The 13,371-nt window shown below is 47.4% G+C and carries 9 protein-coding genes and 1 other annotated feature; all 9 genes read left to right on the top strand.

The genetic code is table 11. From position 1 onward, the window contains the following. Positions 1–55 precede the first annotated feature (55 nt). Positions 56–208, top strand: a sequence feature (ribosomal protein L10 leader region). A gap of 63 nt (positions 209–271) precedes the next feature. The 9 genes from rplJ (at position 272) to fusA (ending at position 13,264) form a co-directional block, all read left to right on the top strand. Beyond that, complete coding sequence (gene rplJ, locus ACAN55_RS19740; RefSeq protein WP_379136823.1) at positions 272–775, top strand: 50S ribosomal protein L10; 504 nt, start codon at positions 272–274, stop codon at positions 773–775. 68 nt (positions 776–843) lie between these two features. Beyond that, positions 844–1,206, top strand: coding sequence for a 50S ribosomal protein L7/L12 (rplL, locus tag ACAN55_RS19745; protein WP_379136826.1), 363 nt, complete (start codon positions 844–846; stop codon positions 1,204–1,206). Between the two features lie 134 nt (positions 1,207–1,340). Next, a complete protein-coding gene (locus tag ACAN55_RS19750) occupies positions 1,341–1,949 on the top strand; it encodes a class I SAM-dependent methyltransferase (protein WP_379136965.1) in 609 nt (202 codons plus the stop codon). Positions 1,950–2,367: 418 nt separating this feature from the next. Further along, a complete protein-coding gene (gene rpoB / locus ACAN55_RS19755) occupies positions 2,368–5,910 on the top strand; it encodes a DNA-directed RNA polymerase subunit beta (protein WP_379136829.1) in 3,543 nt (1,180 codons plus the stop codon). 110 nt (positions 5,911–6,020) lie between these two features. Then, complete coding sequence (rpoC, locus tag ACAN55_RS19760) at positions 6,021–9,632, top strand: DNA-directed RNA polymerase subunit beta' (protein WP_379136832.1); 3,612 nt, start codon at positions 6,021–6,023, stop codon at positions 9,630–9,632. Between the two features lie 179 nt (positions 9,633–9,811). Further along, complete coding sequence (locus ACAN55_RS19765) at positions 9,812–10,063, top strand: ribosomal L7Ae/L30e/S12e/Gadd45 family protein (RefSeq protein ID WP_379136834.1); 252 nt, start codon at positions 9,812–9,814, stop codon at positions 10,061–10,063. Positions 10,064–10,206: 143 nt separating this feature from the next. Continuing rightward, on the top strand, positions 10,207–10,626 hold the full coding sequence (gene rpsL / locus ACAN55_RS19770; RefSeq protein WP_379136837.1) for a 30S ribosomal protein S12: 420 nt from the start codon (positions 10,207–10,209) through the stop codon (positions 10,624–10,626). A 41-nt stretch (positions 10,627–10,667) separates the two neighbouring features. Then, entirely contained in the window at positions 10,668–11,138 is a 471-nt protein-coding gene (gene rpsG, locus ACAN55_RS19775; RefSeq protein WP_379136840.1) for a 30S ribosomal protein S7, read from the top strand. Between the two features lie 47 nt (positions 11,139–11,185). Then, entirely contained in the window at positions 11,186–13,264 is a 2,079-nt protein-coding gene (gene fusA / locus ACAN55_RS19780) for an elongation factor G (protein WP_379136843.1), read from the top strand. Positions 13,265–13,371 lie beyond the last annotated feature (107 nt).

Genomic DNA, 13,371 nt, shown 5'->3' on the forward strand with positions numbered 1-13,371 from the left:
CTTGCAGTCGACTTTGATAATCTATAACAGTTGTGAAGATTAAGAGTAATCATTCTTAACTTGAATATGCTTACCGTAGACAGTAGGTGCCGAAAGGCTTAATCTCCTACCGAGGTGTTGTGATAGAAACAAGATGCGCCGGGTTCGCCCGTGTGAGTAACGTTTTATCAAGCCTTCGTGATTCTGCGGAGGCTTTTCTAATGCCTGCGTAGGAACGACTGTGGTTCTTCGGAAGAGTAGTCGTCACATAAATTTTCAGGAGGTGTATACATTGGCAAATGCAAAAGTAATCCAAGCTAAACAGGATGCAGTTGATGTTGTTGTTGGTAAATTGCAAAACAGTATTACTACTGTTGTTGCAGACTACCGTGGATTGAACGTTGCTCAAGTAACCGAACTGCGTAAGCAACTTCGTGAAGCTGGAGTTGATTTTCAAGTCCTGAAGAACACATTGCTGCGTCGTGCAACTGCAGCAGCTGAACTAACTGAACTTGATTCCGTTCTGACTGGTCCTACTGCGATCGCATTCAGTGCAACTGACGCGGTGGTAGCAGCGAAAATTCTGAACGATTTCGCCAAGAAGAACGACGCTTTGAAACTTAAAGGCGGCGTTGTGGAAGGCCGTGTTATCGGTGCGGATCAAATCAAAGCATTGGCGGAACTTCCGTCCCGCGATGGTTTGCTCTCTATGTTGCTTAGCGTGCTTCAAGCTCCAATGCGCAACTTCGCGCTTGCAGTTAAAGCTGTGGCTGAGAAAGAAGAACAAAGCGCGTAAGTCATTGTGCTTCGCAGCTTAATCAACACAAACCCAAAAAATACGAATATAAAAATGGAGGTTCAATCATGAGTAAAGAAGCAATCTTGGAAGCAATTAAAGGCATGAGCGTATTGGAACTGAACGACCTGGTTAAAGCAATCGAAGAAGAGTTCGGCGTAACTGCTGCAGCTCCAATGGTAATGGGCGGCGGCGCTGCTGTTGCTGTTGAAGAAGAGCAAACTGAATTTGACGTAATTTTGACAAGCGCTGGCGCTTCCAAAATCAACGTAATCAAAATCGTTCGCGAAATCACAGGTCTTGGCTTGAAAGAAGCTAAAGACGTTGTAGACAACGCACCAAAAGCAATCAAAGAAAAAGTAAGCAAAGAAGAAGCTGACGCTACTAAAGCCAAATTGGAAGAAGCAGGCGCAGTTGTAGAAGTGAAGTAATTTCACTGAATAGTTAAGCCCCGGTCTTGAATTCATTCGTTGCCGGAGCTCGCAACCCCCTTGAACTTGTTCAAGGGGGTTGCTCTATAAAATACAACTTATTGCGTGTGAGTACTAGTGAAAGGAAGGATAATATGTCGCAGCATTATTATTCTAAAACACCGGAAGTTCGTCACGACCGACGGACAATTGACACGGTTCTCAGAGGGAAAAACCTTCGCTTTACGAGCGACGCAGGCGTTTTTTCCAAAGGGGATATTGATTATGGCAGCCGGGTTTTGATTGAAACGATGGAGATTCAGGATGGTGCGGCGGTTCTTGATGTGGGCTGTGGTTATGGGCCGATCGGAATTTCAGCAGCTAAACTTGTTCCAGCGGGTCACGTGACCATGGTTGACATTAATAGCCGGGCAGTTGAACTGGCCAAAGAAAATGCGCTTCATAACGGAGCTGTGAATGTAACGGTGATGGAGAGCGATATGCTTGGGGCGCTGGAGGGTCGAAAGTTTGATGTGATTTTAACCAATCCGCCCATCCGGGCTGGCAAGGCGGTGGTTCATGGGATTTTCGAACAAGCCTATGATCATCTTAACGAGGATGGTACTCTCTGGATTGTGATACAGAAGAAACAAGGGGCGCCATCGGCAGTCGCCAAGCTGGAAGAGCTGTTTGGAAACGCCGAAGAAGTAGGGAAAGACAAAGGCTATCGGATTATTAAGGCAACAAAAGAAAATAAAGTTTAAGGGACCGTTGACATCTACTATTGATAGTGTTATTATTATAAAATGTCAGTATTAAGATAGGCTCCATTTCTTTAGTTTCCTAAAATGTCAAGTGCTATATTGTCGCCCGGTAAGCGCATGCCGTACGGCAAGTTTTTGCGAAGTTTGTTCTCTGTGCTTTCCCTTTAGGCGGAAACGCCGCGGGTCATGAGAGCCGTGCATAAACTGTAGCTTGGTGACGTATAATATGTACGTTTTGGGCAAATCTACTGGATATGGGTTATGTGGCCATGGATAAAAGTGCGCTCTTTTTTCGAAGAATTCGATAAGGGCTTTTCTTTATTTATGGAAGAATCACTTGTTCTTGGTTCCATTATAATGGTCCAAACAGGGGTTCGCAATCAATTTTTAAGTGAGTAGACATGAGGGGTGAGTAAAGTTGGCAGGACATCTTGTTCAGTATGGTCGACGCACTCGGCGAAGCTATGCGAGAATTAACGAGGTACTCGAGGTCCCAAACCTGATTGAGATCCAACAAAAATCTTATGATTGGTTTTTGGAGGAAGGTTTGCGGGAAATGTTCCAGGACATCTCGCCAATCCAGGATTTTACGGGTAATTTGGTGCTTGAGTTCATTGATTACAGCCTGGGTGAGCCGAAATACACGGTTGACGACGCCAAGGAGCGGGACGTTACGTATGCAGCGCCATTACGGGTGAAAGTGCGGCTCATCAATAAGGAGACCGGAGAGGTCAAAGAGCAGGAAGTGTTCATGGGGGATTTCCCACTGATGACGGAGACCGGCACTTTTATTATCAATGGTGCGGAACGGGTTATTGTCAGCCAGTTGGTTCGCTCTCCAAGCGTCTACTTCAGCACGAAAGTGGATAAGAACGGCAAAAAAACCTATACCGCCACAGTAATCCCGAACCGCGGCGCCTGGCTCGAGCTCGAGACTGACGCTAAGGACATTATGTATGTTCGGATTGACCGGACGCGTAAAATCCCGGTAACCGTTCTACTGCGTGCTCTCGGTTTCGGCACTGATGCCGAAATTCTGGAACTGCTTGGCAATGATGAATATATTCGCAATACGTTGGATAAGGATAACACCGATTCAACGGAGAAGGCGCTTATTGAAATCTACGAGCGTCTGCGTCCGGGTGAACCGCCAACGCTTGATAACGCAAAGAGCTTGCTTGTTGCACGTTTCTTTGATCCAAAGCGTTATGATTTGGCCAATGTAGGCCGTTACAAAATCAACAAAAAGTTGCACATTAAGAATCGTTTGTTCAATCAGCGTTTGGCTCAACCTCTGGTTGATGAATCTACAGGTGAAATCCTGGCAGAAGCCGGACAAATGGTTGACCGCCGCTTGCTTGATGAGCTGCTTCCTTACTTTGAGAAACAAGTTGGCTTTAAGAACTATCGTGTAAGTGGCGTTCTTGATAGTGAGGATATTTCACTGCAAACGATAGATGTTCATTCGCCAATTGAAGAAGGCCGGGTACTTAAGCTGATTGCCAACGGCAATATCGATAAATCGATCAAGCATATTACTCAGGCTGATATTATTTCCTCGATCAGCTACTTTATCAATTTGCTTCATGGTGTCGGCAACACTGATGATATCGATCACCTGGGGAACCGCCGTCTGCGCTCTGTAGGCGAGCTTCTGCAGAACCAGTTCCGCATTGGTTTATCCCGTATGGAACGCGTTGTCCGTGAGAGAATGTCTATTCAAGATGCTAATGCGATTACACCGCAAGCTTTGATCAATATTCGTCCGGTTATTGCTTCCATTAAGGAGTTCTTCGGTAGTTCACAGTTGTCCCAGTTTATGGACCAGACGAACCCACTGGCAGAACTTACACATAAACGTCGTTTGTCCGCACTCGGACCCGGCGGTCTGACACGTGAACGCGCGGGCTTTGAGGTTCGTGACGTCCATCATAGTCACTACGGCCGTATGTGTCCAATCGAAACGCCTGAAGGTCCGAATATCGGTTTGATCAACTCCTTGTCCACGTTCGCTCGCATCAACGAATATGGCTTTATCGAAGCTCCATATCGTTGGGTCGATCCGAAGACTGGCAAAGTAACCGAACAAATCGATTACCTGACTGCGGATGAGGAAGACAACTATGTTGTTGCGCAGGCGAATGTTCAACTTGAAGAAGATGGTTCCTTCAAGGAAGACATGGTTATCGTCCGTTACAATAAAGATTCAGACAACATTACAACGATGCCAAGTAATCGCGTTGATTACATGGACGTATCGCCAAAACAGGTAGTATCTGTAGCAACGGCGCTCATTCCGTTCCTTGAGAATGATGACTCCAACCGTGCCCTCATGGGATCAAACATGCAACGTCAAGCCGTTCCGCTTCTTATCCCTAAAGCACCGCTGGTGGGTACGGGAATGGAACACAAGTCTGCTAAAGACTCCGGTGTATGTATTGTGTCTAAATACGACGGTATTATTGAGCGTTCGTCAGCTAACGAAATTTGGCTGCGCCGCGTAGAAGTTGTTGAAGGCAAGGAAGTCAAAGGCGACATCGTTAAATATAAATTACACAAATTCATGCGTTCTAACCAAGGTACCTGCATTAATCAACGTCCTCTGGCTAAAAGAGGGGACATTGTTAAGAAAGGCGATATCCTTGCAGATGGTCCTTCCACAGAAATGGGCGAATTGGCTCTTGGTCGCAACGTTGTAGTTGCGTTCATGACGTGGGAAGGTTACAACTACGAGGATGCGATCTTGCTGAGTGAGAAGCTGGTTAAAGAGGATGTATACACTTCGATCCATATCGAGGAATACGAGTCTGAAGCCCGTGACACGAAGCTGGGACCTGAAGAAATCACACGTGATATTCCTAACGTGGGCGAAGAGGCTTTGCGTAATCTCGATGAACGCGGAATTATCCGCATTGGTGCTGAGATCAGTGCAGGGGATATTCTCGTAGGTAAGGTTACACCGAAAGGTGTTACTGAACTGACGGCTGAAGAACGCTTGCTGCACGCAATCTTCGGTGAGAAGGCTCGTGAGGTTCGCGATACTTCCCTGCGGGTGCCTCACGGTAGTGATGGTATTATCGTTGACGTTAAAGTGTTCACCCGCGAGAACGGTGATGAGCTGCCTCCTGGTGTGAATCAGTTGGTTCGCGTCTACATTGCACAGAAACGTAAGATTTCTGAAGGGGATAAAATGGCTGGACGTCACGGTAACAAAGGTGTCGTTGCCCGTATCCTTCCTGAAGAAGACATGCCTTTCCTTCCGGACGGCACACCGGTGCAGGTTGTTCTCAACCCGCTGGGCGTACCTTCACGGATGAACATTGGACAGGTGCTGGAAGTCCATCTTGGTTTTGCCGCAATGCGTCTTGGTATTCACGTTGCTACTCCAGTCTTTGACGGAGCGCGCGAGAACGACGTATTCGACACTATGGAAGAAGCAGGCATGCAGCGTAATGGTAAGACCATTCTGTACGATGGCCGCACAGGTGAACGCTTCGAGCGTGAAGTTACTGTCGGCGTCATGCACATGATCAAGCTGGCGCACATGGTTGATGATAAAATCCACGCCCGTTCAACAGGTCCTTACTCGCTCGTTACTCAGCAGCCGCTGGGTGGTAAAGCGCAGTTTGGTGGACAACGTTTCGGGGAGATGGAGGTATGGGCACTTGAGGCTTACGGTGCCGCTTATACTCTGCAAGAGATCTTGACAGTCAAATCCGATGACGTGGTTGGCCGTGTGAAGACATACGAATCCATCGTCAAAGGCGAGAACGTGCCGGCTCCTGGTGTGCCTGAAGCGTTTAAAGTCTTGATTAAAGAGCTGCAGTCCCTGGGTATGGATGTTAAGATCCTCAGCGAAGACGAGCAAGAGATCGAGATGAGAGAGCTGGATGATGAGGATGAGACGTCAGGCGACAAGCTGAGCCTCAATTTGGAAGGCGCAGAAGTCGGAATCGATTAATCACTGGTATAACAGCCACATGTATAAAAGGACCATGCCCTCTCTTGAACTTAAGGCTCAAGGGAGGGTTATGGTACTAAATCAGGATATAGGTTAAGGAGGGTTGCTCCTTGTTGGACGTTAACAATTTTGAGTTTATGAAAATCGGGCTTGCTTCTCCGGAGAAAATTCGTTCTTGGTCCCGCGGAGAAGTTAAGAAACCGGAAACCATCAACTACCGTACATTGAAACCGGAAAAAGAAGGTCTCTTCTGCGAGCGTATCTTCGGACCACAAAAGGACTGGGAATGTCATTGCGGTAAATACAAACGCGTCCGTTATAAAGGCGTTGTCTGTGACCGTTGTGGCGTTGAAGTTACCCGTGCTAAAGTTCGCCGTGAACGGATGGGCCACATTGAATTGGCTGCTCCTGTATCACATATCTGGTATTTCAAAGGGATTCCAAGCCGTATGGGTTTGGCATTGGATATGTCCCCAAGATCACTTGAAGAAATTATCTATTTCGCATCTTATGTTGTAACTGACCCGGGCGAAACTCCGCTCGAGAAGAAGCAACTGCTCTCCGAGAAAGAATACCGCAGCTACCGTGAGAAATACGGCTACGGATTCCAAGCCGGCATGGGCGCAGAAGCGGTTAAGAAATTGCTTCAGGATATCGACATCGAAAAAGAGCTGGAATTCCTCAAAGAAGAGCTGCGCACAGCCCAAGGCCAGCGCCGCAACCGGGCCATCAAACGCTTGGAAGTCATTGAAGCATTCCGTAACTCCGGCAACAAACCTGATTGGATGATCATGGATGTACTCCCGGTTATTCCTCCGGAGCTTCGTCCGATGGTTCAATTGGATGGTGGCCGTTTTGCCACGTCTGACCTTAATGACCTATATCGCCGTGTAATTAACCGGAACAACCGTCTGAAAAGACTGCTTGATCTTGGTGCACCGGATATTATCGTACAGAACGAAAAACGGATGCTGCAGGAAGCTGTCGATGCACTCATTGACAACGGCCGCCGCGGTCGTCCGGTAACCGGTCCTGGTAACCGTCCGCTCAAATCTCTCAGCCACATGCTGAAAGGTAAGCAAGGACGTTTCCGCCAGAACTTGCTCGGTAAACGGGTTGACTACTCGGGACGTTCCGTTATCGTTGTAGGACCTTACCTGAAGATGTATCAATGCGGTCTGCCAAAGAAAATGGCACTAGAGTTGTTCAAACCGTTTGTTATGAAAGAACTGGTTAACAAAGGGCTTGCTCACAACATCAAGAGCGCAAAACGTAAAGTGGAACGCGTAAGTCCAGAAGTATGGGATGTCCTTGAAGAAGTGATTAGAGAGCATCCGGTTCTTCTTAACCGCGCACCAACGCTTCACCGTCTTGGTATCCAGGCATTTGAACCGATTTTGGTAGAAGGTCATGCAATTCGTCTTCACCCGCTCGTATGTACAGCGTATAACGCTGACTTTGACGGTGACCAAATGGCGGTTCACGTACCGTTGTCTGCAGAAGCGCAAGCAGAAGCCCGTATTCTCATGCTGGCATCAGGCAACATCCTGAATCCTAAAGATGGCAAACCGGTTGTTACCCCTTCCCAGGATATGGTTCTTGGTACGTTCTACCTGACCATGGACAACAAGGAAGAAAAGGGAACCGGCATGATTCTGCGTACCGTGAACGAAGCTGTATCAGCTTATCAACGGGGAACTGCAGGATTGCATGCGCGTGTGGCGATTCCAGTTAAAGCACTCGGCAAAACTTCCTTTACAGAAGCTCAGCAGAATGCACTCCTGATCACTACAGTCGGTAAAATTATCTTTAATGAGATCTACCCTAGCAGCTTCCCGTACATCAACGAAGCAACCAAAACTAATTTGCTTCAAGGTACTCCGGAGAAATACTTTATCTACGAAAAAGGCGCGGACGTTCGTGAGTTGATCATGAATGCACCAGAAGCCAGTGCTGTAGGTAAAGAGTACCTGGGTTTGATTATCGCACGCTGCTTCGAAACGTATCATACAACCAAAACATCCGTGATTTTGGATAAAATTAAACAGCTTGGCTTCACGTACTCAACACGTTCCGGTGTAACAGTTGCCGTATCCGATGTTATCGTGCCTGAAGAGAAAGTTACAATCCTTAAGGAATCTGAGGCTAAGGTCGATGTGGTTGCTAACCAATACCGCCGTGGTCTGATCACCAATGATGAAAGATATGACCGTGTTATTGAAATCTGGTCCAAGACTAAGGATGATCTTACGAACGTCCTGCTTAAATCCATGGATCGTTTCAACTCGATTATGCTTATGGTGGATTCCAAAGCACGTGGTAATAAATCGCAGATCACTCAGCTGGGCGGGATGCGCGGTCTGATGGCAACACCATCCGGTCGTATCTTCGAACTTCCGATCAAAGCGAATTTCCGTGAAGGTCTTACTGTCCTCGAGTACTTTATCTCGACTCACGGAGCGCGTAAAGGTCTGGCGGATACAGCTCTTCGTACAGCGGATTCCGGTTACCTGACTCGTCGTCTCGTCGACGTTGCCCAGGATGTTATCGTCCGTGAAGATGACTGTGGAACTGACAAAGGCTTCACCGTAAGCCGCATCCAGGACGGTAAAGAGGTTATTGAGGATCTGTACGACCGTATTGAAGGCCGTTATTCCTTTGAAACCGTTCGTCATCCGGAAACCAAAGAAATTATCGTCCGCCGCAACGATTTGATCGACTCCGATAAGGCCGAAGAGATCGTAAGCGCGGGTGTTACCAAACTACAAATCCGTTCCGTACTGAGCTGCCGTGCCCGTCACGGTGTCTGCAAGAAATGTTACGGACGCAATCTGGCAACTGGCAAGCACGTTGAGATCGGGGAAGCAGTTGGAATTATCGCTGCTCAATCGATCGGTGAGCCGGGAACCCAGCTTACCATGCGTACCTTCCATACCGGGGGGGTTGCAGGGGATGATATCACACAAGGTTTGCCGCGTATCCAGGAGTTGTTTGAAGCCCGTAACCCTAAGGGTCAGGCTACAATCAGTGAAATTGACGGGGTAATCAAAGAGATTCGTGAAACCAAGGATCGCCGCGAAATCGAGGTTCAAGGGGAAGCTGAATCGAAGACCTATTCCATCACTTTCGGCTCACGTCTTCGTGTTACCGAAGGTCAAGAAATTGAAGCTGGCGATGAGCTCACCGACGGTTCAATCGATCCGAAAGAAATGCTGCGCATCAAAGGTATTCGTGGGGTACAGAACTACATTCTGCAGGAAGTACAACGCGTATACCGTAACCAGGGTGTAGAGATCAATGACAAGCACATTGAAGTCATGATCAAACAAATGCTTCGCAAAATCCGTATTATTGATGCCGGTGACACCAGCCTGCTTCCAGGCGCATTTGCCGACATTCATGAATATGAGTTAGCGAACAAAGAAGCGATTATGTCAGGCAATGAGCCTGCTGTCGCTAAACCGGTTCTCTTGGGTATTACCAAGGCATCGCTTGAGACGGATTCATTCCTGTCTGCGGCTTCCTTCCAGGAAACTACCCGTGTCCTTACAGACGCTGCCATCAAAGGCAAAGTGGATAAACTGCTTGGTCTTAAAGAGAACGTGCTTATCGGTAAGCTGATTCCTGCCGGAACAGGTATGACCCGCTACCGTAATGTAACGTTAAGTGATCCAAATGCAGAACCTGTGAATGAGTCTCTTGAGGCTGTTCCGGCTGAGTAATATTGCAACTGCAACAGTGCATTCCACGTCATGCCCGTACGCGGGGATGACGTGGCTGTCTGTTGATTACAAAATGAAAAAAGTTATCTTTTAAATTCTTGACATACCCTTGTGATAATGCTAAAATGTCTAAGGTGCGTGAGTAGCCATGTTATCTTTGTTCATTGGAGGAATTAGTAATGACTGATGATAGAGGATTACAGGATGCTCAGGTCAAGATCGGTACCAAGCAAACCGTTAAGGCGGTGGAGATGGGCCTAGCCGCAGAAGTCTATGTGGCAGAGGACGGAGATCAACGGCTTACTTCCAGGATTGTTTCGCTTTGCAGTAAGCAAGGTGTCAAGGTTACTTATGTAGACACGATGCTGAACTTGGGCAAGGCTTGCGGAATTGAAGTGGGCGCTGCTATGGCAGCCGTCTTAAAAGAATAGCTGCAAGAACTGTTTTTGTACCGGGGGTACACTTCGGTGGCAAAGACTTTTCATTTGTCTTTTTATGAACCACCTGGGTCTGTGGACTTAACAATGAGGTTTGTAATCAGATTTATCATTTCAGGAAGGGGGTGGCACAACAAATGCCAACTATTAATCAATTGGTTCGTAAAGGCCGTCAAGCCAAAATCGAAAAATCCAAATCTCCCGCTCTTCAAAAGGGGTTTAACGCCCTGAAGCGTGAGGCTACAAATTTGAGCGCTCCGCAAAAACGCGGTGTGTGCACTCGTGTAGGTACAATGACTCCGAAGAAACCGAACTCCGCACTTCGTAAATACGCTCGTGTGCGTTTGACGAATAAGGTTGAGGTTACAGCTTACATTCCGGGTATCGGACACAACTTGCAAGAGCACAGTGTGGTACTGATTCGCGGAGGTCGGGTTAAAGACCTTCCAGGGGTTCGTTATCATATCGTTCGCGGCGCTCTGGATACTGCAGGCGTTAACAACCGTATGCAATCTCGCTCCAAGTATGGTGCGAAACGTCCTAAAGTGAAGAAGTAAGAACAATACGAAAGATAAACATTTGAGAAAGGGGGATATCCATGCCACGCAAAGGTCCAGTTACTAAGAGAGACGTATTGCCAGATCCATTGTATAATAGCAAGTTGGTTACTCGTTTGATTAACCGCATTATGCTGGGTGGTAAAAGAGGTGTCGCTCAAAGCATTTTGTACAATGCGTTCAAATTGATTCAAGAACGCACAGGTAAAGATCCGATGGAAGTTTTCGAAGCTGCCATCAAGAATATCATGCCGGTTTTGGAAGTGAAGGCTCGTCGTGTCGGCGGTGCTAACTACCAAGTGCCGATCGAGGTTAAACCTGAAAGACGTACTGCTTTGGGATTACGTTGGCTTGTAAACTACTCGCGTAACCGCGGGGAGAAGACAATGGAAGAGCGTTTGGCGGCTGAGATCATCGACGCTTCCAACAACACAGGCGCTTCCGTTAAAAAACGTGAAGATACGCACAAAATGGCTGAAGCTAACAAAGCATTCGCTCACTACCGTTGGTAGGATCAAAGTCATTCAAATAACTTCTATTTTGAAAGGAGATCCATTTCATGGCAAGAGAGTTCTCCTTAAAGAATACACGTAATATCGGGATCATGGCACATATTGACGCCGGTAAAACCACAACCACTGAGCGGATTCTTTTCTACACAGGCCGTACGCACAAAATCGGTGAAGTTCACGAGGGTGCAGCTACAATGGACTGGATGGAACAAGAACAAGAGCGCGGAATTACCATTACTTCCGCTGCTACAACCGCTTCTTGGAAAGGCTACCGCGTCAATATCATTGATACCCCGGGACACGTTGACTTCACTGTTGAAGTTGAACGCTCCCTTCGTGTATTGGATGGGGCAGTAGGCGTTTTCAGTGCGAAAGAGGGCGTTGAACCACAGTCTGAAACCGTATGGAGACAGGCTGACCGTTATGGCGTACCACGTATCGCATATGTTAACAAAATGGATATCATCGGTGCAGATTTCCTTAACGTTGTTAAGGACATGCGCGAACGTCTGCAAGCGAACGCAGTTGCTATTCAACTGCCAATCGGTGCAGAAAATGAATTCGTAGGAATTATCGACCTTGTTGAACAAAGAGCCCATATGTACAAAGATGATCTGGGCCGCGATGTTGAAGAAACCGATATTCCTGCTGAGTTCCTGGAGCAAGTTGCTGAACTGCGTCTCGAGTTGATCGAGAAAGTAGCAGAGCTTGATGAAGAACTCACAATGAAGTACCTGGAAGGCGAAGAGATTACAGTTGCCGAAATCAAAGCTGCACTGCGCAAAGGCGTAGTAGAAGTTAAGATTTTCCCTGTAATCGTTGGATCCTCCTACCGCAATAAAGGGGTTCAGCTGATGCTGGACGCTGTTATTGATTACCTGCCAGCTCCGATTGATGTACCGGCTATTCAAGGTCACTTGGAGGATGGAACTGAAGCCATCCGCCACTCTTCCGATGAAGAACCGTTCTCATCCCTGGCATTCAAAATCATGACAGACCCTTATGTTGGTAAACTTACGTTCTTCCGTGTTTATTCCGGTGTTCTGGAATCCGGTTCTTACGTATTGAATGCCACTAAGAATAAACGGGAACGTATTGGTCGTATCCTGCAAATGCACGCGAACAGCCGTCAAGAGATCTCCGTAGTTTACTCCGGTGATATCGCGGCAGCCGTGGGCCTTAAAGATACGAGCACTGGTGATACCCTGTGTGACGAGAAGCATCCAGTAATTCTGGAATCAATGAACTTCCCTGATCCGGTTATCGAAGTTGCCGTTGAACCAAAAACCAAAGCTGACCAAGATAAATTGGGTGTTGCTCTCGGTAAATTGACTGAAGAGGATCCAACTCTTCGTGCTCATACCGATGAAGAAACAGGACAAACTATCCTGGCAGGTATGGGTGAGCTTCACCTTGAGATCATTGTTGACCGTATGCGCCGTGAGTTCAACGTTGAAACTAACGTTGGTAAACCACAAGTAGCATATCGTGAGACATTTACAGCTCCAGCTCGCGTCGAAGGTAAATTCGTTCGTCAGTCCGGCGGTCGCGGTCAGTATGGTCACGTGTGGGTTGAATTTGAACCACTCGAGGCAGGTACTGGCAGTACATTCGAGAGCAAGGTTGTCGGTGGTTCCGTACCAAGAGAATACATCGGTCCTGCGCTTGCGGGTATTGAAGAGCAAATGAAAAACGGCGTTCTTGCAGGCTTCCCGCTTGTAGACGTTAAGGCCACAGTTGTGGATGGATCTTATCATGATGTTGACTCCAACGAAATGGCATTTAAAATTGCTGGTTCGATGGCGCTCAAAGCGGCTAAAGAGAAGTGTAAGCCAGTTCTCCTCGAGCCAATCATGAAAGTTGAAGTAACTGTCCCTGAGGAGTACATGGGTGACGTTATGGGTATGCTGAGTTCCCGTCGCGGAAGAATCGAAGGTATGGATTCCCGTGGTGGAGCACAAATTATCCGGGCGAAGGTGCCTCTCTCCGAAATGTTCGGTTATTCCACAACACTCCGTTCTGGTACACAAGGACGCGGCGTATTCTCAATGGAACTCTCCCACTATGAAGAAGTTCCTAAGTCCATTTCGGATGAGATCGTTGCTAAGAACAAAAGCGGAGAGTAATATTTCGTTTTGATTTGCCGTCCGGGTATAGCCGCTCAGTCATCTTAGATTAACAATGCTACGGACGGCTCCAATATAAGGAACCCCATATTAAGGAGGAACTGTTC

Origin of the sequence: Paenibacillus oryziterrae (assembly GCF_042610485.1) — a bacterium.
Lineage (GTDB): Bacteria > Bacillota > Bacilli > Paenibacillales > Paenibacillaceae > Paenibacillus_AQ.